17 protein-coding genes are annotated in these 23,461 nt (G+C 37.0%); 14 read left to right on the forward strand and 3 right to left on the reverse strand.

Features of this window, described 5'->3' with window-relative positions; all coding sequences use genetic code 4:
- Positions 1 to 56 precede the first annotated feature (56 nt).
- The 3 genes from F539_RS00220 (at position 57) to F539_RS00230 (ending at position 3,815) form a co-directional block, all read left to right on the forward strand.
- Entirely contained in the window at positions 57 to 617 is a 561-nt protein-coding gene (locus F539_RS00220; protein ID WP_014325303.1) for a DUF237 domain-containing protein, read from the forward strand.
- A 61-nt stretch (positions 618 to 678) separates the two neighbouring features.
- Positions 679 to 2,697 carry a DUF240 domain-containing protein gene (locus F539_RS00225; RefSeq protein ID WP_014574850.1) on the forward strand — a complete coding sequence of 673 codons (2,019 nt, stop codon included), beginning with the start codon at positions 679 to 681 and terminating at the stop codon, positions 2,695 to 2,697.
- Positions 2,698 to 3,020: 323 nt separating this feature from the next.
- The gene (locus F539_RS00230) at positions 3,021 to 3,815 is read left to right on the forward strand and encodes an MIP/aquaporin family protein (protein WP_014325305.1); all 795 of its coding nucleotides are present in this window, start codon (positions 3,021 to 3,023) and stop codon (positions 3,813 to 3,815) included.
- Here the strand turns inward: F539_RS00230 and F539_RS00235 are convergent.
- Entirely contained in the window at positions 3,786 to 4,436 is a 651-nt protein-coding gene (locus F539_RS00235) for a thymidine kinase (RefSeq protein WP_014325306.1), read from the reverse strand. The two genes, F539_RS00230 and F539_RS00235, sit on opposite strands and share 30 nt — an antisense overlap.
- A gap of 26 nt (positions 4,437 to 4,462) precedes the next feature.
- On the opposite strand from F539_RS00235, the gene hisS reads away from it, so the two are divergent.
- From hisS to F539_RS00260, 5 genes are all read left to right on the forward strand, one after another.
- Positions 4,463 to 5,707, forward strand: a complete 1,245-nt coding sequence (gene hisS / locus F539_RS00240) for a histidine--tRNA ligase (protein WP_010874402.1) — start codon at positions 4,463 to 4,465, stop codon at positions 5,705 to 5,707.
- Positions 5,679 to 7,352, forward strand: coding sequence for an aspartate--tRNA ligase (gene aspS / locus F539_RS00245; protein WP_010874403.1), 1,674 nt, complete (start codon positions 5,679 to 5,681; stop codon positions 7,350 to 7,352). Before hisS ends, aspS begins: the two co-directional genes overlap by 29 nt.
- Entirely contained in the window at positions 7,328 to 8,683 is a 1,356-nt protein-coding gene (locus F539_RS00250; protein ID WP_010874404.1) for a nicotinate phosphoribosyltransferase, read from the forward strand. Before aspS ends, F539_RS00250 begins: the two co-directional genes overlap by 25 nt.
- Before the next feature lie 340 nt (positions 8,684 to 9,023).
- A complete protein-coding gene (locus tag F539_RS00255; protein WP_231113981.1) occupies positions 9,024 to 10,745 on the forward strand; it encodes a DUF240 domain-containing protein in 1,722 nt (573 codons plus the stop codon).
- Positions 10,746 to 11,006: 261 nt separating this feature from the next.
- The gene (locus tag F539_RS00260) at positions 11,007 to 12,905 is read left to right on the forward strand and encodes a DUF240 domain-containing protein (protein WP_014325308.1); all 1,899 of its coding nucleotides are present in this window, start codon (positions 11,007 to 11,009) and stop codon (positions 12,903 to 12,905) included.
- 459 nt (positions 12,906 to 13,364) lie between these two features.
- On the opposite strand, the gene glpK is transcribed toward F539_RS00260, so the two are convergent.
- Together glpK and glpO are read right to left on the reverse strand one after the other, a co-directional pair.
- Positions 13,365 to 14,891: a glycerol kinase GlpK gene (gene glpK / locus F539_RS00270; RefSeq protein WP_053344052.1), complete on the reverse strand. Its 1,527-nt coding sequence runs from the start codon at positions 14,889 to 14,891 to the stop codon at positions 13,365 to 13,367.
- Complete coding sequence (glpO, locus tag F539_RS00275) at positions 14,882 to 16,036, reverse strand: type 2 glycerol-3-phosphate oxidase (protein ID WP_014325310.1); 1,155 nt, start codon at positions 16,034 to 16,036, stop codon at positions 14,882 to 14,884. Before glpO ends, glpK begins: the two co-directional genes overlap by 10 nt.
- Positions 16,037 to 16,218: 182 nt before the next feature.
- Between glpO and F539_RS00280 the strand changes: the two genes are divergently transcribed.
- The 6 genes from F539_RS00280 to F539_RS00305 all read left to right on the forward strand — a co-directional run bounded on the left by F539_RS00280 (position 16,219) and on the right by F539_RS00305 (position 23,461).
- Positions 16,219 to 18,192, forward strand: a complete 1,974-nt coding sequence (locus F539_RS00280) for a BMP family ABC transporter substrate-binding protein (RefSeq protein WP_014325311.1) — start codon at positions 16,219 to 16,221, stop codon at positions 18,190 to 18,192.
- A 17-nt stretch (positions 18,193 to 18,209) separates the two neighbouring features.
- Positions 18,210 to 18,476, forward strand: coding sequence for a phosphocarrier protein HPr (gene ptsH, locus F539_RS00285; protein WP_010874410.1), 267 nt, complete (start codon positions 18,210 to 18,212; stop codon positions 18,474 to 18,476).
- 443 nt (positions 18,477 to 18,919) lie between these two features.
- Positions 18,920 to 19,171, forward strand: a complete 252-nt coding sequence (locus tag F539_RS00290) for a hypothetical protein (RefSeq protein ID WP_014574853.1) — start codon at positions 18,920 to 18,922, stop codon at positions 19,169 to 19,171.
- An 830-nt stretch (positions 19,172 to 20,001) separates the two neighbouring features.
- A complete protein-coding gene (locus F539_RS00295) occupies positions 20,002 to 20,373 on the forward strand; it encodes a lipoprotein (RefSeq protein WP_014325312.1) in 372 nt (123 codons plus the stop codon).
- Between the two features lie 11 nt (positions 20,374 to 20,384).
- Positions 20,385 to 20,714 (forward strand): hypothetical protein, encoded by a 330-nt coding sequence (locus tag F539_RS00300; RefSeq protein WP_026088305.1) that lies wholly within the window; start codon positions 20,385 to 20,387, stop codon positions 20,712 to 20,714.
- Positions 20,715 to 21,778: 1,064 nt separating this feature from the next.
- Positions 21,779 to 23,461 carry an ATP-binding cassette domain-containing protein gene (locus tag F539_RS00305; protein WP_010874412.1) on the forward strand — a complete coding sequence of 561 codons (1,683 nt, stop codon included), beginning with the start codon at positions 21,779 to 21,781 and terminating at the stop codon, positions 23,459 to 23,461.

The raw sequence follows: 23,461 nt of genomic DNA on the forward strand, positions 1-23,461 counted from the left end.
CTTCCAGGGTCATTACTCCGGGTTATGGTTACCAAGGTATTCACTTAAAACAATCGTTGCGTGAGGCGATTGATAAATACGCTACTTACAGCGTTTCTCGACCAAATAACGTCACAACTTATTTACCTGGCAAAGTTGATGGAAGTGGAAAAGATCAAATTTGAATTTCGCCAAACAACTTTCAAGTGAATCGGGAATGGGGTAATGGTGCACATTTTAAAGATAAAGCATATCGCTTTAATTTTGATGTCAAAGTTGAATATGATGTAGAGGTAAAAGCTGCTTGATGAACTGCTCTTTTCCGAGGTAGCATCCCAGGGTATTGAAAAGGTAAATTTAAAGTTACTTACTCCTTTAATGTTGAAGTACCTTCTTGAAACTATGGTGACAAGCAAGTGCGTCCACCACAATACAGTTTTAAGGAACAAGAAAAACAACTTTTATTTGTACCACGTCATGTACAAAAAATTGAAGCTGAAGGTAAACACCTTGAAATAATTAATCCGTTCTTAAAAGATCAACATTTAGATTTTTTTGAACACTACCACCCAGATTTAACGCAGCCTTTAGACATGGTGTCATACCTAATGTATGCCATCGCTGACAAGGTGAAATAACAAAAACATTTTGTCTGACAGTTGTAGCGACTCTTATCCATTTCTCAATTAATTATTAGTAATGAAAAAACTCCACAAAATTTTATTGGGTTTATCTTTGCCCGCATCTTTGGCGCCCTTATCTGGGTTTATTAGTACTGATGCTGATAACTCACAGTTTTCACTAAAGAAGTCTAGCACTGAAATTAAAGGTACACAATCCATTCACCTGCTTAATTTAGGGGAAAGTTTAACTGAAGAAATTAAAGAGGCACAAAAGCGTACCCCAGAAACTAGTTTTGCCAGTTTCAAACAAAAGTTTCCCAATAAGGAAAGTTTTGTTAAAGGTTTTCAACCAATTGATGTCTACAACTTACTAAGTGGTTGAAAGGATGCCATTTCATCCTTTTTAGATAAGGTTGTTGAGCTACAGAAAAAGATCGAAGAAGCTAATAAAATTTTCAACACTAATATTGGCAACCAAATTGATTTACCCGAAGATGAAAATCCCAATGTGCTAAACGTTTTGGGCTCATATGGTGGTGAAGGGTTCTTTCCTGCATTGGGTAAAAACGGGTTGAACCTACCACAACAAATCTTTGAAAACTTCACTGATTTCAAAGTTGTTAGTCATAAAATTCATGACTTCCAAGTAAGTTTGGTGGGCGAACGTGACATTATTAAAAACGACAAAGTCCGTTTTTCTTACGCGGTGCAAATACCACTCAACTTAGAGCTGCTTGTTAACAACCAAAAAGTTACTTTCAACATTACGGTTGATTTGAGAACCAATAATTTCTCTACCCAAGAAACTTTTAACGAGCTGTTCAATAAATGCATTGGCCCCGTTAACTGGCAATTCTTTAGTAGGGTTAAAGTAGATAAATTGCACTACGATCAAACTGACGCTACTCATTTAGCTAACACGTTGTTACAAGACCAGTTCAATGCGTTAAATCTTGATTTAGAAAAGTCCATCTATGACTTGGAACTACCTAGATTAGAAGCAGAGTTCCAACAAAAATACGTTGATCCTTTAATTGAGAAAAAGCAAAGACAAAAAGCAGAGTGGGAAGAAGCGGAACGTATCCGTAAGGAAGAAGAGGAAAAACACCAAAAGGAGCTTGAAGAACAACAAAGAATTCAAGCAGAAAAAGCGAAAAATGACGAACAGTTACGTAAAGCGCAAACTGAATTGAAGAAGGCGCTTGGTGGCATCGACTCCTTTGTTGAATTCTTTACGAATAATGATTTACGTCTTAAACTAGGTTACACCAAAGAAGACAACGTTAGAACCCGCGCTGGACTTTTTAGAGCACTAGAAGTTTCCTTTGGTAATTACCGCGCTTGAACCTTCTACATTACATTATTAGGTTGAAAGGATACTACTGAAAAGATCTTTAAGAAAGCTAAATGGCAAGACATTAGGGATGATGAAAAATTCCGTAAGGCCTTTGGTTTAAGTCCAAAAGCCACCGAAAAAGATGTTGGTAAAGTAACCAATCCAGGTTATGGTTATCAAGGGATTTACATAAAGGATTCCCTGCGTGATGGAATTGCTAAGTACTCTGATTCGACGGTGTCTGAACCTAAAAACGTTAAGGTTTCTTTACCAGGTACTGTTGGTGATAATGAAGAGGGTAAGATCTGAATTGCTTCCCATAACTTTAGACAAAACCACGAATGGGGTGCTGGTGAAAAATTTAAATATTCAGCTTATCGTTTTAAGTTTGATGTAACAGTGGATTATGATGTAGAGGTAAGTGCTAAATGATGAACTTGAGCCTTTCGGGGTAGTATTCCAGGATATTGGAGGGGTAAATTCAAGGTTACCTATTCCTTTGATGGTGTCGTACCTTCTTGGAAGTATGGTCACATCCAAGTGCGTACGCCACAATACAGCTTTAATAAGCAGGAACAAAAGATTCTGTTTGTACCCCATGCTATCCAAAAGATTGCTGCTGAAGGTAGCAACTTAGATTTAATTAATCCATTCTTAAAGGATCAAAAATTAGATGAATTTGAGCACTACCACCCAGATTTAACTAAACCATTAGATTTAGTAGCTTATCTGTTATACGCAATAACCACGAGATCATAGTTGCCTAGTGGGATAATTAATAGAAATAAGAGCTTCTAGGCTTTTTTCATTTATTACAGCTTTTTCTTGGTTGATAAATTTACAAACAACTGCATTTGCCCATTTTACAAAAGTGCTAAATCAAGGGCTTTATTTGAAAATTGACCCGTTAAAAAGTTAATTAATGGGAGGATAAGCAAGCTTTAAAAAGCGCAAAATAGCGTTTAAAAAACACCTACTGTTTTCAGTTTTATTTTGAAAAATTCTAAATAAGAGATATAATTTTACTGATAGCTTTTCTTAAAAAATAACTTTTTGAGAGGGCGAAAATTCTTTTTACTAATATGTTTAATTTAAGTGATTTTAGTGAATTACCACGTTGGATTGGTGCCGAATTTTTAGGCACATTCTTTTTAATTCTTTTAGGTAACGGTGCTGGTTCGCAGCTAACACTCAATAAGATGTTTGTTAAAGAATCGAAAGCAAAGTTACTAACTGCTGCTTTTGCTTGAGGTATTGCTGTATTAGTTGGTGTTTTAATAGCTAACTCTTTGTTTGAGGGTGCGGGTAATATTAACCCGGCAGTGAGTTTGTTCTATGCTGTTTCGGGAACTATTCAAAAAGCTTTATATCCATTGCATGTAAACTTCAGCATTCCATTACTTTGAGTAGCACTCCTACTTGCTTGAGTAGCACAGTTTGCTGGGGCAATGTTGGCACAAGCATTGTTAAACTTCTTGTTCTGAAAGCATATTGAACAAACTGATCCACAATCGGTTTTGGTTACCCATTGTACTAACCCAGCAATCTTTAACATTCCTCGCAACTTTGCAACTGAGTTTGTAGCAACTAGCGTTTTAATTGCTAGTTTACTGGTGGCTGGTAGTTTTGGTGCCAACCGATTTGACCAGTCACCACGAGGGGTTGTACCAATGTTAGTGGTTACTGGCTTAATTATGTCTTTTGGTGCCGCTACTGGTACTGCAATTAACCCAGCCCGTGATTTAGGTCCGAGAATTGTTTACTGATTGAGTCCAATTAAAAATAAGGATCCTAACTTAAAGTACAGTTGGATTCCGGTAGCTGCACCTCTAAGTGCTAGTGTTATCTTAGGTGTGCTTGTGGCTGTTATCGTTTAGTTCCTTAAAGCGTTCTTTAAACTGCTTGGTCTTAACTGTAACTGGCTTACCCTGCACGTGGTGGTGCAACTTACAACGTGGTTCATAAGCTTCAATATCACCAATTAAAACGGTTTCGTTGCTCTTGGACACTATGCGCTGGGTGCGTTGGGCTAACTGACCACAGACATTACAAACGGCATCTAACTTACAAATCTTGTCGGCAATCGCTAACAGTTGGGGAATGCTACCAAAGGGTTCAGCGCGGAAGTCCGTGTCTAAACCAGAAACAATGACGTTAATGCCGAGATCATTGAGTGATTTAACCACTTCGACAATTTCACTCGAAAAGAATTGGGCTTCATCAATGGCAACCACATCAAAACGATCTTTAGTGAGGTAGTCATAGATTTCTAAAGGTGAATTAATTTCAATGGCTTCATCACTGTGACCGTTACGGGATTTCACGAGGTGTTGTTGGCGCGTATCAATCTTTGGTTTAAAGATAATAACGGGAATCTTGGCGAGCTTTCAGCGCTTAATTTTGCGCAATAATTCTTCGGTTTTACCGGAAAACATCGGCCCACAAATCACTTCGATTCAACCACGTGGGGATTGGTGGAAAACTTGGGAAAAGCTCATAGTTGCCCAATTATAATTAAACAAAGATGAGTGTGTTGCAAAAACCGCGCGGGGTTAAAGACTGGTATGGTGAGGAGTTAATCTACTTCAATTGAACGGTGCACCAGATCACTAATTTGGCCTGAAAATGAGGCTTTAGTGAGGTCAAAACACCCCTGTTGGAATACGCTGAAGCCTTTAAGCGCACCAATGCCAACGCCGATATTGTCAAGAAGGAGTTGTATGAATTCCATGACAAATCGAACCGGCTGTTAGCCCTGCGTCCCGAGGCTACTGCTGGGATAGTGCGCTTGGTCTGTGAGAACAAACTACTCCAACCACAAAACTACCCGTTAAGGTTGTTTACCATTGGCACCATGTACCGGTATGAACGCCCCCAAAGTAACCGTTACCGCGAGCACTACCAGTTTAGTTGTGAAGTGATAGGTGACACTAATCCAACCGTGTTACTCGACACTTTACTGTTGGGTCATGCCATTATCCAGCAATTGGGAATTGAAGGAGTGATCCTCAAACTTAACAACTTAGGTAACAGTGCTACCATTCAACAATGAAACCAAGCGCTGCAAGCTTACTTAACCCAGTTTAAGGCGCAGTTAACCGAGTTATCACAAAGCCGTTTATCGACCAATCCTCTAAGGATCTTGGACGACAAGGTTGATGGTCAACTACCCTTTATCAGTGATGCTCCCCAAATTGAGCAGTTCTTGGATGCTGAGCAGCAGGCACTGAATACTTGACTGCAGCAACAGTTAACCCAACAACAGGTGCCGTTTGAGTGGAATCCAACCCTAGTCCGGGGCTTGGACTACTATACTGGGGTAGTGTTTGAATTTGTTAAGGATGACACCACGGTACTAGCTGGTGGGGTGTATGATAACCTAGTGGAAGAGTTAGGTGGTACACCTACTAAAGCGCTGGGTTTTGCTTGTGGCATTGAACGCTCAATTAATTGTTTAAGTGCGGTTAAAAAGCAAGCAATTTTGGCCAATCAACCCCCACGATTACTGGTTATAGGTCTCACCGAAGCAGCGTTGGAAAAGCTGTTACAACTTTCATTGGGTTGAAGGGCGTATCATCCTGTGACTATTTATCCTAAAGTTATTAGAATTATCAATGGCATCAGAGCCGCGCAACGGTTAGGTTACCGCTTTTTAGGGGTCATTGGTGGTAATAATTTAGAACAGCAAACCATTACCGTTAAAGACCTGGCTACTGAACAGCAAACAACATACACTTGAGATGAATTTAGACAACGCCAAGTGCTTTAAGCAACGGGTTTTTATTGGCAATTTAACTTCCGAGCACCTCAATAAAACCGTTACTATTGCCGGATGGGTCAAACGGATTAAGAAGTTAGGTGAACTTAACTTTGTTATTGTCGGGGACAAGACTAATACTATTCAGGTTACCTGTAAAAATAAGGAACAGGTCAAGTACTTAACCAGAGAAGACTTGGTGATTGTCAAGGGCAAACTGAAACGCTTAGACAGTGTTCGGTTTGAAATTACCAATCCTACTATTACCTTATTTGCCAAGTCCAAAACACCCCCTCTTATCATTGAGGACAAAACTGATGCTTTAGAAGAAGTGCGTTTGCGTTACCGCTACTTAGACTTACGCCGTCCGGTGATGCAAAAGCGCTTGGCGTTACGCCATAAGGTAACTTTAGCCGTCCGGAACTGACTAGATCAAATGGGGTTTATTGAAGTAGAAACACCTACGCTCACGAAGTCCACACCGGAGGGTGCTAGGGACTTTTTGGTACCGGCCAGAATTAGGGAACATAGCTTTTACGCTTTGCCCCAAAGTCCACAAATTTATAAACAGTTATTAATGGTTGGTGGTACGGAAAAGTACTTCCAAATTGCCCATGTTTACCGCGATGAAGACAGCCGCAAAGACCGTCAACCTGAACACACCCAAATTGACTTAGAGGTGGCCTTTTACACCAAGGAAATGGTGATGGATTTAATCCAAAGGTTATTTGTCGATGTCTTTCGCCAAGTGTTAAACATTAAGCTCAAAAAACCGTTTCCAGTGTTAAAGTTTGCTGAAGCCTTTAACCGTTTTGGCAGTGACAAACCGGATTTACGTTATGGTTTCGAACTGGAAGACTGCACTGATTTATTCCAAGACAGTCCGAACCAATTCACTAACTTAATTAATGCTGGCGGCATAGTCGGTGGGATCCAATTACCGAATCTTTATTTAGACGAAGTTTCTTTTAAAGCATTGAGGAAACTAGCTAAGGACAACGGGGTTTCCTTAGAGTTTTACTCTGATAAAGCTAGTTCCCTAAAACAACCCCTGGATTTACCGTTAGCAGGCACCATCTTACTGGTAGCACACAAAAGTAAAACGCAAGCTTGAACGGCATTAGGCGCCATTCGCAATGAGTTGAAGTACCACCTCAACTTAGTGAAACCCAACCAGTACAGCTTTTGTTGAATTGTAGACTTTCCTTTATACGAGTTTGACGAAAAGGAACAGAAGTGGGTTTCGGCGCACAACATGTTCTCCAATCCCCAACCGCAGTGGTTGGTTAACTTTGAAAACCACAAGGCTGAGGCGTTGAGTGAACAGTACGACCTAGTTTTAAATGGGTTTGAACTGGGTAGTGGTTCAATTCGGATCCATGACCCAGAAGTACAAACCCGTTTAATGCAATCTTTAGGGGTGGATCCCCAACAGTTTGGCTTTGTGATGGAGGCTTACCAGTACGGTGCTCCTGTACACGCTGGCATGGGTTTGGGATTAGACCGCTTAATGATGATCATTAACAATGTGGACAACATTAGGGAAGTGATGGCCTTTCCGAAAAATGCCCAAGGGATAGAGATGCACACTAATGCCCCTGATCAGGTTGACATTAAAGACATAACAACAATATGGTCCAAACACCCAGTGAAATAAATACCCACCTTAAACACCTCTTGGCCTGTGATGCTTATAAGCTATCACACCGCTTAATGTATCCTAATGACACGACCAACTTATACAGTTGTTTAACAGCCCGGGGTGGTCGTGGTGGTTTTCCAAATTTTGTGTGAAACCACGAGTTTGCCAAAAAGATTATTCTTGAAGTGTTTGGTAACTTTTGTGATAGTGTGTTAGCAGTCCAAAACGATCCTGGGTTGGCCCAAGCGCTCACTGACAAGGTGACCACTGTTTTTGGTGATCCCCAGTTTGGGTTGGAGTTTACCCAGCACATCTGTTATTTAGCTAACTTTTTAAAACAACACCACCAGTTACCCTTAACGGTAAAGATTCACCAGAGTTCTGAGGGTTTAGCCTTCCGTACACCCTTAGTAACTATTACAGGTTCGGACCAAATGGTTCCCGAGTTAGTTTGGTTAGTCAACTATTTTGAAACCGTATTATTGGAAAACATCTGATTGTACCAAACTACTTTAACTGTCGCCCAAAGCTTAAAGCTGCTGTTGGAACGCTATGCTAACGAAACCGCGGATAATACTGAATTTACCCACTTTCAGTGTCATGATTTTAGTATGCGTGGTATGAGTAGTCTTCAAAGTGCTTTATATGTAGCTAATGCTCACCTGCAGTACTTTAGTGGCAGTGACACCATTTTAGGCGGTGTAGCTGCTAAATCGATCTTAGCTAGTGAACACTCGGTGATGTGTGCTGATGGTCAAGAGGGTGAATTGAATACCTTTAAACGTTTATTGGAGCAGTTTCCTAACAAAAATCTGTCCTTAGTGATTGATTCTTATGACATGTGGCATGTTCTAGATAACATCTTACCCCAACTCAAGGACTTAGTTTTACAACGACAGGAGAAGCTGTACCTCCGACCTGACTCGGGCAACTTTGAAACCCTTATTTGTCAGGGCAAACGGTTTAACCCCGAGGACAAAACTACCTGGGGAGTAATTGATTACTTAGATTACCACTTTGGTTCCACTGTTAACCAAAAAGGTTATAAGGTTTTGAACCAAAAGTTGGGTATTGTTTATGGCGATGGCATTACCTATGAGCGGATTGAGTACATTTTGGAACAGCTCAAACAACGTGGGTTTTGTTCTTCCAACATTGTCTTTGGGGTTGGTAGTACAACTTACCAAAACCTTAACCGTGATACGTTGGGATTTGTGTATAAGTTGACAGCCATCAAAAAGGGTAATACCTGACATGATGTTACCAAGAGTCCCATAACCGATCCCACCAAGCAGTCCATAGGGGGACGATTTGATAACCCCAACCTAATTCAGGTTTACGGTTAATGCACCTCAAAAAACCGTTAGTGGTTACTAAGGATTGCTTTTATTGACTTAGTTTCGGATCGCTAAAATGATTGTTAGCACCAATCTTTTTAAAATTTTCCAAACATTAAATTTTCTTTGTTGGTTGTAGTTGTTAGGTTGTTTAGTCAAAGATCCACCTTTTCGTAATAGTTAATTAAGTAATTTAGTTAGTTTCTTTTTATCCAATTTTAAACAGACTAAAAAAATCCGCTTTCGGTATAAAGCGTTTCTACTAACTTTATTTGCGTCAACCACAACGCTTACTGGATTCATAATACCTACTTTGAGCCAACACGGTTCGAGTACGGATCCGAGTTTTGTGGCATTGCGCAACAACAGTAGTTTAAGCCGTGATGGTAAAAGTCGGCTTTTAGAATTTGGTAATGACCTTGGTTTTAGCAAGGAAGAAACTGATGCCTTTGCTAAACAAAAGGATTGAAACCAGAACTTTGTTAAATTTCAAAAGCAGTTTGAAAACAAGCTTTTAGACCCAAAGAACTTTAGCTTAACCGATGTTTATAACCTCTTTAGTGGTTTTCAACAAAGTGTTACGGCTACTGTTCAGCTAATGAACGAGTTGCAAACCAAAGTCAATGAGGCTAATAATATTTTCCCAGTTGAAGCCTTCAAGGTACCTAAGGTTCCAGAAAAACTGTTTGGTTTTGTCAACCAAGGCTTCTTTCCTAAACTAAACCCTAAGGGCTTAAACATTGCTGATAACGTGGCTTCCTTATTTGAACAATACAGCTTAAAGCAAGCAAGTCTTAAGGACTTTGACATATTATTGGAAAAGAAAAACGACATTGTGTTGGAACACAAGGTGCGTTATAACTTTGCTTTGCAATTTAACTTTGAAACCACTTATGTTGGTACTGGTGGGGAAATTAACCTACAGTTTGCACTGCAAGCTTCCACTACTAACTTTAGTAGCTTAGAAGAACTCCAAGCTAGCTTTAGTAAAACAGGCGATAACCTTACTGCCCAATTGTTCTGAAAACCAACTGTAACTAAGTTAGTTTCTGGGGAAAATGATCTAACCCATATTGCCCAAACAGCAATCGGTGAAAGTCTGTTTGACAGCCGGGTTGACTTAAGTGCTTCTATTATTAATAGTGAAGCAACCCTTAAAACAGCCGAAGCAACATTTACAACCCAAGTTTTAAATCCGTTTAAAGCGAAACGGGAAAAGGCTTTGGCCATTAAGAAAGCTGAAGAAGAGAAAATTAAAAAAGAACTTGAAGAGCAAAAGAAGCGTCAAGAAGAATTAGCAAAACAACAACGAGACAAAGAGGCATTACAAAAGTCACTTTGAAAATTTCAAGAATTTATTAGCTACTGAAACGGTCAAGGAAAAGACGTTAAGCAAAAAGAACAATTTATTCAAGCATTAGAAGCGGCGTTTTCTACCAATTGGAACGAGGTTTTCAATTTGTTAATTGCCGGTTTTAGAAGTGCAATTCAGACTTATTACAAAGATGGCAAAGCAGATCAAAGCCAAAACGCTAAAATTGCTTTTGGCGAAAAGGGTATTCAATTCCCTAAATCTGGCCCAGGACTTGACGGTATTTTCATGTCAGATTTCCTTCGTGGTAACCTTACCGGCAACGCTCACTTTGATTTAAAACTTAAAAAAGTTGAAGTTAAAAACACACAAGGAAAAGACGCACAAGGCAATGATAAAAAAGCCTCCATTAATTGACAAGCTAAGCAAAATAACTTCCCCTTCAGACAAGTAAACCCATGGGATTTTTCCTTTGAAGTAGAACTTAAGTATGAAGGTAGCTATGGCCTATATCCAGGTGCTAGGTTCCTTAACTTATTTGGTTCCTTAGGTATTCCTAACGATTGAAAAGGCGAAATGAGCGTTAAGTTTGTGCTCGATGGTAAGACACCTCAATGGATTGCTGATAAACCAGATTACCCAGGTTCCTTGTTTAAATTTGAAAAGAACCAGTTAAAGTTCACTCCCCACGTTAAGGAGCATGTACATGTTGAAAACAAACAATTTATGGAAAAGTTGAAAGAGTCAAAACTTGCATAACTTGGAGTTAGAAACTGGTGCTACAAAACCACCTGTTGTGGACTTAGCTAGTTATCTACACTACCTCATTTTGAACCACAAGTAGATTTAACGTATTGCTAAATTGGTTGTATAAGCCAAACTTTATACAATCTTTCAAACATTAAATTTTCTTTGTTGGTTGTAGTTGTTAGGTTGTTTAGTCGAAGATCCACCTTTTCGTAAAAGTTAATTAAGTCATTTAGTTAGTTTCTTTTTATCCAACTTGAAACAGACTAAAAAATGCGCTTTCGGTATAAGGCGTTTCTACTAACTTTATTTGCGTCAACCACAACGCTTACTGGATTCATAATACCTACTTTGAGCCAACACGGTTCGAGTACGGATCCGAGTTTTGTGGCATTGCGCAACAACAGTAGTTTAAGCTGTGATGGTAAAAGTCGGCTTTTAGAATTTGGTAATGACCTTGGTTTTAGCAAGGAAGAAACTGATGTGTTAGCGAAACAGAAAAACTGGGAGCAGAATTACACTAACTTTAAAAAGCAGTTTGAACACAAGCTTTTAGATCCGAAGAGCTTTAGCTTAACTGATGTGTATAACCTCTTTAGTGGTTTTCAACAAAGTGTAGCTGACACGGTTAAGCTAATGAATGAATTGCAAACTCAGGTAAATAAAGCTAACGACATTTACCCAGTGGAAAGCTTTCAAGTGCCTAAGGTACCACAAAAGCTATTTGGATTTGTCGACCAGGGCTTCTTTCCGAAGTTAAACCCGAAGGGCTTGAACATTGCTGATAACGTGGCTTACTTGTTTGAGAAGTACAGCCTAAAACAAGCAACCCTTAAAGACTTTGACATCGTTTTGGAAAAGAAGAACGACATTGTGTTGGAACACAAGGTGCGTTATAACTTTGCTTTGCAATTTCACTTTGAAACTACATACATAGGTAGCGGTGGCGAAATTAACCTACAGTTTGCACTGCAAGCTTCCACCACTAACTTTAGTAGTTTAGAGGAATTGCAAGCTAGCTTTAGTAAGGTAGGTAATAATTTAACTGCTCAATTGTTCTGAAAACCAGTTGTAACCAAGCTCACTTCTGGAGAAAATGACTTAACTCACATTGCTCAAACCGCCGTTGGGGAAAGTTTATTTGACAGCAGGGTTGACTTAACATCCTCTATTATTAACAACGAAGCAGCCATTAAAACTACTCAGCAACAATTTGAAACAGAGGCTTTAGCACTTTTTAAAGCAGAACGTGAAAAAGCTTTAGCGGAATATAAAGCAGAGCAAGAACGAATTGCTAAAGAACTTGAAGAACAAAGAAAAGAATTAGAACGTCTCAAAAAAGAACAACAAAATAAACAAGAGTTAGTAGAGTCCTTATACAATGTTGCTAACTTTGTTAGTTATTGAGAAAAGCGTGGCAAGGACGTTACTGACAAAAAACAATTAATTCAAGCACTTAAATCAGCTTTTGCTACCAACTGAAACGAAGTGTTTCAATTATTAACTGCTGGAATGCGTGAAGGTATTAAGGAGTATTACAAACATAATAAACCTGACCAAAGCGCTAATGCTAAAAAAGCCTTTGGCCAAAATGGTCTTGCATTTCCGCGAACTGGCTTTGATGGTATCTACATGTCTGACTGGCTTCGTGGTGAATTGAGGAATAAGGGTAACATCAATCTCCATCTCAAACAAAACGAAACCACCGTTAAAAAGATTAGGGATGACATTAGTATCGAATGAAATGAAAGCAAGGGCGGTATTGAGTTTCACCAAACTTACCCTTACTGATTTGAATTTGAAGTTAACTTTAAGTACATTGGTGGTTACTCCTTAAACTGATGGGATGCCATTTGAGCTAAAGTAGCTGGGATCCCAGGTTCTTGAAAGGGTGAAATGAACTTAAAGCTAGTTATTGATGGTGAAATTCATAAGTGAATGGTAACCAAGCCAGACTATCCTGGAACCTTCTTTCCATTTGATGACCAGTTTGATAAGCTTTGATTCACCTTGCACGTTAGTCAAGAAATTAGTGTAAGGGATGAATCCTTCATGAATTTGCTCAAGAAACAAGGATTAGATAAATTAGATCTTCGAACAGGATCAACCAAACCACCAGTAGTCGATCTAGCTAGCTACCTCCACTACTTGATTTTGGCAGACAAGAGTTAATAACTAAATTAACTATCAAAAAGTTTAAGGGCATCTACCTAAATAGGTGTCCTTTTACTTTACCTTTCAAACTAAACAAAAAATACTCTGTTGGAGTAGATTTTTTCCTCTCTAACCCTTTTAAGTATTGGTTGTAAGTGGTAATAAACGCTTCGTGATGAAAATCAAAAGTTCATTAGTTTAGGTTAATAAATTTAAGTAAAAATTAAATATGCTTAATTGATTTAAAAAAATTTTTTTCTCTGATTGAGGTGGAGCAGAAGATAAGCAGAATAAAAATAAGAAAAATGAACAAGCTGTTTTTGTAGATAAAGTAATGAGTAGAACAGATTTAACTGATGAAGAAAAAACAAATTCTAGTTGATTACTATCAGATGTTAGATGACTATTTGGACGATGATTGAGACTAACTAAAACCACCCCGTGGGGTAGTTTTTAATTTTAAGAACTAACCTTGTCTTAGTCTAAACTAGCTCATTTTAGTGTTCTTTTAACAGCTTCGTTTCAACGCTTTGATTTCTTTTCCCGCACAGTTTGGTTCATTTGACTTTTGAACTGCTTAGCGATTCCAGTTAGTTTTTCTAGTTGTTTAGTGTCCTTTCAATAATTAACTGCTAAACCAGCTAGGAAGGCCGCACCCATGGCAGTGGTTTCCACATTCTTAGGAATAATCACCTCTAAGTTAGCAATATCAGCTTGAAATTGCATTAAATAGTTGGAATTGCAAGCACCGCCATCAGCCTTAATTTTTTTAATAGAACTGTTTAAATCACTAGCCATTGCCTTAATCAGGTCATTAGCTTGAAAGGCAATTGCTTCCAAGGTAGCTTTTACTAAATGTTCCCTTTTGGTATTAGCTTCTATCCCAAAGATGGCGCCTCTTGCTGAAGCATCCCAGTAAGGTGCGCCTAAACCAGTGAAGGCTGGGACAAACACCACTTCCTGTTCTTCCTTTTGTGCTAGCTTAGCATAAAAGTCACTTTCAGCTGCCGAGTACATTACCTTAAGACTATCCCTTAATCACTTTAAGGCTGCGCCAGCCACAAAAACACTACCTTCTAAGGCATACACCGGTTTTTGGTTTTCTAACTGCCAAGCTACAGTTGTTAATAAGTTATGTTGGGAGTATTTCAGTTCGTTACCGATGTTCATCAACATAAAACAACCTGTACCATAGGTGTTTTTAACCATCGCTGGTTCCACGCAGAGCTGACCAAACAAGGCTGCTTGTTGGTCACCGGCAACCCCACGAATAGGTACCATACCAGTAGCACTAGTAGATCAATGACTCGGTACTATGTCACCAAAGTGGGCATTGGATGGCATCACTTTGGGTAGGATTGATAAAGGTACTTTAAAGATGTCGCCTAACTCTTGTGATCATGTCATGGTGGTAATGTCAAACAAGAGCGTACGCGATGCATTACTTACATCAGTTACATGCATCTTACCACCCGTTAGTTTTCAAATTAACCAGGTATCAATTGTACCGGCTAACAACTTGTCTTCCTTAAGCATCTTTTGCGCTAAAGGAACATTTTCCAAGATTCAAGCAATCTTAGTGGCACTAAAATAAGGGTTAATTGGTAAACCAGTGTGTTTCTTGACAAACTCCTTTATCTTGGTGTCTTGGTTTAACTTATCACACAAACTAGCAGTGCGTTGATCTTGCCATACTATTGCATTGTAAACGGGCAAACCATTTTCTTTGTTTCATAACACAATGGTTTCCCGTTGGTTGGTAATCCCTACAGCAGCAATGTTGTTTGATTTAATTTGTGCCTTATTTTTAGCACTTTGCATCGTAGCTAATTGGACTAATCAAATTTCTAAGGGATCTTGTTCGACCCAACCACTCTTAGGAAAGAACTGGTTAAATTCGTTTTGGGCAATCGCTACTTGGTTTAAATCCTTGTCAAACACAATCGTGCGGCAAGAACTGGTTCCTTCATCTATAGCAAGAATGTATTGTTGTTTTAGATCCATGGCAGATTGTACTTTCCGTTTCAGTTCGGCTTTTTAGTTAATTTCCAATTTAAAAGTCTGACAGCTTCCCGGGCAATGGCTGGTGCTGCAGTTAGCCCTGGGGATTTCATACCCCCTAAAATGACAAAGTCAGGGTCATTGTGAGCTATTCTAATAATAAAGTCATTAGTGGCTTTATCAATTGGACGCGAACCAGCAAAGCTTATTAAGGCATTATTAATGTTTAGACTTGGCACCATATGTTTGCCAATCTTAGTCAACATACATGGAGCATCTTTGGTAATGTAACGAGTAGCTTCCTTGTCTACCCCATCTAAAGCGGTGGGTCCGACTAAGAAGTTGCCATCTAACATGGGTGACACAATTACCCCTTTACCATGGATTGTTGGTACCATGAAAACCATTGAGTTTAAGTGGAGTTCGCCCTGATTAGTTACCACCACATACTGACCTCGACGGGTTGTTTGTTCAAAATCATCAGCTTTGGCTAAATGAGCTAAATAATCAGCATAATGACCTGCAGCATCAATAATCTTCTTAACTTTAAAACTAGGAGTAGTTTCGTTGTTAGTTCAAACTAAATAAGTCCCATCAACTTGCTTACTAATATTAGTAACCTCAGTATTAGTGCAAATTTGTACTTTGTTTTGCTGTGCTGCTAAAGCTAAACATTTGCTCGCTAACACTGGATCAATTGCTCAGCTACCCTCGACTTTTAATCCAGCCACAATTTCCGGATTAACGTAAGGCTCTAACTTTAAGGTTTCTTCTTTAGAGAGCATTTGAATATCTTCCAGATTAATTTGATTGGCAATGCCTCTTTGCTTTAGTACTTCTAATTGTTCGCGCTCCATTTCATTGAAAGCCACAATTAAAGTACGGATCTTTTGCCTTGGAAAACCTAAGCGTTTAAAGTAGGTATTTAATCAGAGCTTTTTACCCAAAATGTTGTATTTAGCAGTTAACTTGTGTGGATTGGGATCAATGCCAGTGTGGATAACACCACTGTTGGCATGGCTAGTCTCTTGTGCCAAATAATGGTGCTTTTCTACCAGTGTCACTTTGAGCTTGTACTGGCTCAATTCATAAGCAGTGGCACAGCCTATTACACCACCGCCAACTATTAAAACATCTCTTGTTTCCATAAAGGCTTAACTAATTAATAGTTACAGAAATGCCTTGACACGCCGATGCTTTTATCGTTTAAAGTTTTGCAGAGCTGAAAAAGTGGTTTTTTAAAAAACATTTAACTCTTATTTAACTACTTTGAAAATCAACGATCTAATAAGTTACTATTACGCATATTTTTTAGAAAGGGTGTAATTTTATGTTTGGAAAAGGGTTGGTCAAAAAAGGCCTTTTATTTTTTAGTGGCGTGAGTACTATGGCCGTCTTTTTAGTGTCTTGTGGTGCTACTAGAATTTGGGAATCTTCGATTCAACTGTTAGTTTCCAATGATGAAGCTACATTAGCTGACAAATCCTTTTCTGAGATGTCCTATGAAGGGATTAGAAGGTACTTTAGATCTCAAAAACATATTGAATTACCATCACCAAATAGTTCCCTGTTACAAGACGGCAACGGCCTTTGAAAACGTCCCGGACGTACTTTAAGTGATCGGATTGCTACCTTTAAAAACATTAAGAACGATGGTAGTGATGTGATTGTAGCTACTGGATTTAACCAACAAGAAGCACTACAAGCAATTAGCTCTGATGACCGTCGTTATTTAGCTGATAAAAACGACCTTGCTAAAGTTGGTTTCATTTTTGTCGATGGCCAAATTGAAAAGGAATATAACGTGATTAATAAAACGCCACAATTTAGATCAACCCCACTAAACATTTCATCCGTTGCCTTCCGCAGTGATGATGGTTCCTTCTTAACTGGAGTAGCAACTGCAGTTTATTTGAATTTAAATCAAGATTACTTTTTAAAGAAGAATGGAGCAACCAATAATAGTAGCCAAGATTTAACCGTTTCTGGTTTTGTCGGTGTTCCTATTCCTTCAACCCTTTCTTTTTTAAACGGTTTCCGTTTGGGCATTGCTTATTTTAATGAGGTGATTTACACCCATTTAAGTGATGCTGAAACAACATCTGATAACAAGAGTAATTCTTCAAGTGCTAGCAACTCTGTTTTAGTGCAACTTAAACAGATGCAAGGAAACGACAAAAAGATTAAAAAGATTAAATGGATATCTCCTAAACAAGGAAGCGATAATAATTCGAACCTCAGTATCGATGATCACAAGTCTGGTTCTTTCTCCAGCACTGAACCACGAGCAACAACTATCATTAATAATCTTTTAGACAAGGGTGTGAGTGCCATTATTCCTGTTGCCGGACCGCAAGTAAACTTAGCAGTTAACGAGGTGGCACGTCGCAAAGCGCACACTGCTATTATTGGTGTTGATAGTGCGCAAGAATTATTAGATATTAACCAAGATGCACCTGATAAAGATCAGTTAATCAAAGGTAATAAAAAAATTATTCCTTTCTCTTCTATTAAAGCCTTGGATGTTGCCATTGAAAACATGTTGATTGCCATTCAAAAAGGCAGTGATAATAATGGATATAAAGGATTTGGTTATAACAACATTGGTACGGTTGGAACTAGTTCAGTAGGTATTAGTGAGGCTGGTTATGAATTCTTAATTGATCCAGTTTTTTGAAAGACTACTCAGTCACAAGGGAAATCTATGGCCACAAATATGACTAATTTAAAACGTTTATCATCTGATGATACAAACACTAAGAAAGCATTAAAAGAGGTAAGCACCCATAAAAATGGTAGTGATAAAGATGGGATTATTGGTAAATATTCCAATTTATTAACTAAAAAAAGCACAACAGTAACTGCTGTTGCTCAAAAATCTATGACAGACAATAATAGTGGAACTGAGCAAAAAAAGAATCTTTCTGAAGTAGATACTAAGAAGAAAGAGAAAGAAAGTAAAGGTAAAACTCAAAGTAATGGTCAGGACAGTGGCCAACAAAACGGAAAAGAAACAAACGATATTATTTCTAAGTATTCTAAGCTGTTAACTATGACAACTATGAACAATAAAGTAATGTCATCTAAAAAACAAAGTAGCGATGATAACAGTTTTAAAAAGACTTCAGAAAACGGAGACTGAGTAATTAAAGGAGACGAGTTAACTAAGAAAAAATCAACTGAGCTTCCTGCTTTTGCTAAAGGTGCAGATTACCCTACTTTCCCTACAGAAGCGGTAAGCGTTATTAACGGAAGTACCGCTTTAGACGGCAAAGGTTTTAAGTGGAGCTTTAAACAAATTTAAAATAATACTCGGCTGATATGAAGAAGATTCAAGTAGTCGTTAAAGACCCTGTGGGCATTCACGCCCGTCCTGCTAGTATTATTGCTGGTGAGGCTAATAAATTTAAATCGGAATTAAAGCTAGTATCACCAAGCGGCGTTGAAGGTAACATCAAGTCGATCATAAACTTAATGTCTTTAGGCATTAAGCAAAACGACCACATTACCATCAAGGCAGAAGGAACTGATGAAGAAGAGGCACTAAATGCTATTAAAGCAGTTTTAGAAAAACACCAAGTTATTTAAGTAATTTAATTTAACTTAGAATAAAAGCAACAAGCCAATCCCCAAGGAAAAGCTTGTTGCTTTTTTATTAAGAAATATGCTTTACTACGACGACGAGGATGAATATGACACTTCTAATTCTGGTGGTGTCGTAGATTTAGCATTTTTAGCACTAATAGTAGTTTTTCTATTTACCGCTTTTATTTCTTGGTTTGGGGCATGAACTTGCTACAAAACAAGGCGTTTTTGAAAGGTAATTAATAAACCCATTAATGTAATAGCAACAGCTTTCTTTAATTTGGGGAACCTTACTTTTTCTTTGTAGCATTAACTTTTCTACTAGGAAATATACAAGCATTTACTCATGCTAATTAAGTAGTAGCACAGAACTTCAGGGAATAGCAATTAATATTGCCTTAATTGTTGGCATCATTAATTTACCTTTATTTATATTCTTCCGAATAATGCTGAAAAGTACTCATAATTTCTTAGACAAAAACATTCCACTACGAAAGAAATGAATTGAAGAAAAGATTGCTAGTGATGAATTGGAAGGATGAGAATACACCCAAATTTATCCTTTCCTAAGAAAGCTTTCTAGAAGAAAGCGTTACCATTTTCTAAGAGCCTTAGAAAATGGTGATAAACCAACTTCTGTTTTAACAGATAGAGAAAATCAATTGTCTGAAAATCAAATAAGTCAAGCACATGCTTAGTAAATAGACACTTAGCAAATTTATGTTTGCAAGTCTTTTTAATTTTTTAGCATCAAATTCGTCAATAAACTCTCTAATTTTTACCTAAAAATTCCTTATTTATTTCCTTATATTTTTATTTAAGAATAATCTTTTTTATTTCTCAAAATTTCCTTGATTTTATCCAAAATTTCCAATTTTATTTCTGGGAATTTTTACTTGTTTTATCTAAAAAATTACACCTTTCTTTTTTAGTGTTTCTCAAATATTTCTCTAAGAATGAGATTTTTATTCTTTGGTATTTCCACGTTATTTATCGAAATAATCTCTTTTTATTTCTAGAAAATTACTTTGATTTTTGTCTAAGGATTCTCAACTTAGTCCCTAAATTTTCTCCGCTTTTTAGCGAAGAATATTTCAATTTATTCTTTGATTTTTATCTAAAAACTATCCCCTTAGTTACTTTAAATTTCTGTTAAATTTGTTTAGGGACTCTCATTTGTTTCTAAAAAACTTTTCCTTTTTCTTTCCAAAAGATTACAGTTTTTATTCTTAGAAACTTATCCGCCGTTTATCACAATATCTTTTTATCAAAACTTCTCCTTTTTATTCTTTAGGTTCCTCCTTTAATTTATCGAAATTTTCCATTTTTTCTTTTCTGGAATGTTTTTCTTTTTATAGCTAACTTAGTCTTTGAAATTTCTCTTTTTTATGTTCGAAGATTACGAATTGATAGACAAGAAATTGAAGATTTTTCAATTTTTCAAGCCTCCTTTTTCCAAAAAAACAGAATTGGTGAAGTTACTTTTTTAATTTTGTTCTAAAAGTAGCTTCGTTACCTTTCTAATTTAATGAAGATTAAATATTTCTTTATTCCCTTGTTTTCTTCAGTTATATTATTTAGTGCCTGTTCTTCTATTCAGTCTGATCTTAGGAATCTTATTAAAGAAACAACTGGCAAAGATTTTGACGTATCTAAATTAATTAAAACCTCTGAAGGAAGAAAAAACTTAATAAATTCTCTCAAAAAGTCTTACGAATCTAAGCCCGATGAAACAGCTAGCTTATTACTAATTGCTTGAAAGCAAAGTGCAGAAATGGGCGAAATAGGTTTTGATGATATTAAAGAAGGAGGAATTTATACCAGAGACAATGATCCTTTCAAATTGGAACAAAAGGTTGAGTACTTCAATATGGAATACAAAATTTTAGTGATGTTTTAATTAAAGCTAAATTGATCTATATCTTTAAATGGCATGGCGATCATTCTTCTTCAGAAGGCTTAACTGCTAAAAATGGCGGCAAGCATCATTTCGATCTTTTTCTTAATCTTAAATCCTCTTCAAAAAAACCATTTAATTCAAAAAGTTTTGATACAAAATCGGGAGAAGTTTTTCAAACGGAATGAATTAGTTTCCATACTTTAGTTAGTTGATCATTAAAAGGTAAAGATGAAAAAAGTCAAAAAAATCTTGACAAAATTATCATTAGCGAGTTTGTTACTAAAAAAGACCATGAACATGATTTTAATCTCTTTATATATTTAAACTATTCAATTAAGTAAGCTCTCTAGATTATTTAGTTTTGATTTGCTAAAAATTCAAGTACTTTACTTTCAGTTCAGTCTTTAAAGTTAGCTATTTTTTAGATCAAAGATTAAATTTATTGGATTTCTATCAAAAAATTCCTCTTTTTACTCTTTGAATTTTCTCTGTTTTTTATCCAAGAATTACACCCTGATTCCATTAAAAGTTTTTGATTTTTACCAAAAAATTTCATTTTTTATTTCTTAAATTTACCTTTCTTTTTACCTAGGCATTACCCCCTTATTAGCAGAAGTTTCTACTTGCTTTAACCAAAAGATTTCCTTTTTCTTCTTTAAAAATTCGCTTTACTTCGCCTAATATTTACCCTTTTTTATTGAAAAAATTCCCTGATTTTAGCCAAAAGATAGCTTTTTCTTTGTCTAAACTTTTAGCTCTTTTTTTACCCAAAAATTTCCTTTTTGCTTTTTTCTCCAAAATTTCTCTTTTTTTGAATTAGAAGAATGCACTTTTTTATTCAGAAGTTTTCTGCCTTTTGTCTTTTAAATAATTTCTTAATTTTTATCGCAAAACTCTCTGTTTTGTTTCCTGATAAATTCTTAGTTTTTATCTAAAAGTTTCCACTTTCTCTTTTAAGAATTTCTCTACTTTTTATCAAGAAAGTTTCTTTCTCTTGTTTTTCTCTAAAAATTCCACTTCTTATTCCACTTATTTTCAGTTTTAATTTCTCCTTTTATTTTTGAAATAATTTCCTTCTTTTATCAAGTTCTTAACCTTGTTCTTATTTGTTAATTCCCCTTCTTTTAGCCTACAACTTCTCTTTTTTCTTGTTAAAAGATTCCCTTTCTTTTTATCAAGAAAATCTCTTTTTTTATGTCTTAAAAGTGGTCTTTATTTTGGTTCAAAATTTAGTCCAAAAACAGTCAAATTTTTAGCACAAATTTAACTGCAAAAACTGTTCAAAAAATCTCACAAAATTGCAATCATTTTTTTGCAAGAAAATTTATCCCAGTTTTAGGGGGCAAGCGGGGTCAAAAATTGCTACAATAAATACCGTTTTTTCTTTAAAAATTAAGTAGTTAAATTGAACGAACGTTTTTTAATTGAAATCGAAGGTTTAAACAAAACTTTCGATGATGGTTTTGTATCAGTACGTGATATTAACCTCAAAATTAAGAAGGGCGAATTTATTACGATTCTCGGTCCTTCTGGTTGTGGCAAAACAACTACTCTTAGGTTGTTAGCAGGTTTTGAAGATCCTACTTATGGCAAGATCAAAGTTAATGGTCTTGACATTAAAGACTTGCCCATTCATAAGCGTCCCTTTGCTACTGTCTTCCAAGACTATGCCTTGTTTTCACACTTAACTGTGTACAAGAACATTGCTTATGGCTTGAAGGCAATGTACACAAAGCTGGATCCGATTGATAAGCTAGTGGAACAATACCACCAAAGCTTACTGGACAAGCAACACCGCTTGCACAAGAGGATTGAACGCTTAGAAAAAAGTAATGCTAATCCACAACTGTTAGAACAACTTAAACAAACGGTTGTCGTTCAACAAAAACAGTTTAAACAACAAACAGAGACTTTTAAACAAAAGGAAAATGCTCGACGTGATGCCATTCAACAACGCTTGGTGCAACTTACCAAGGAATGGGAAAGCTTATCAAAGCAGAAGTTGCAACAATTAGAAGCGGAGAAAAAGTTGTTAGATAAAAAGTTTGAACAAACTGAGCGCAAATACCAAAAGGATGCTTGGATGGCAACCCACAGTGAAATGCGTTTAAAGCAGTTCAAACAAGAGGTGTTAGCTTTAAAACAACTAATTAAAACTAAGTTCAAACAAAATGAACCAGTTGACAAGTTGCAGTTAAAGCTGCAAACCTTAAAGCAAAAGTATGCTGCTAAAAGACAAATTGATAAGGAATACGATAAGTTGGTCTTAGCCTACAACAAGAAGGACTATTGAACTTCATACTGGGAAACCTATTCTTTACAACAACAAGAAGCCTTTGAAAAGCGTTACTTATCGCGCAAACTCACTAAACAAGAACAACACCAAAAGGTGTGTGCTGTAATTGAGTTAGTTGGTTTAAAGGGTAACGAGGACAAACTCCCAGAAGAATTGTCTGGGGGAATGAAGCAACGGGTAGCCTTAGCGCGTTCCTTGGTAATTGAACCAGACATTCTCTTATTGGATGAACCCTTGTCTGCTTTAGATGCTAAGGTACGTAAAAACTTGCAAAAGGAATTGCAAAAGATTCACCAACAAAGTGGTTTAACCTTTATCTTAGTTACTCACGACCAGGAAGAAGCCTTGGTCTTGTCCAACCGCATTGTGGTAATGAATGAGGGTAACATTCTCCAAGTTGGTAGTCCGGCTGATATTTACGATTCACCCAAAACCGAGTGGATTGCTAACTTCATTGGTCAAGCCAATATCTTTAAGGGTACTTACCTAGGTGACCTTAAGATTAAACTGCACAGCGGTGAAGTGATTAAAACTGATGTGGACAATAACTATGTGGTTGGTAAGGAATACAAAATCCTAATTCGTCCCGAAGACTTTGACATTGTGCCCAAAAACAAAGGCTTCTTTAATGTTCGGGTAATTGATAAAACCTACAAAGGATTACTCTGAAAGATTACTACTAAGTTAGTTGATGACACCATAGTAGATCTAGAGAGTGTCAACGACATTGAGGTTGACAAAACCTTTGGGGTCACCTTTGATCCGATTGATGTTCACCTAATGGAGGTATAG

It is taken from the genome of Mycoplasmoides pneumoniae FH (assembly GCF_001272835.1).
In the GTDB taxonomy this organism is placed as follows: domain Bacteria; phylum Bacillota_I; class Bacilli_A; order Mycoplasmatales; family Mycoplasmoidaceae; genus Mycoplasmoides; species Mycoplasmoides pneumoniae.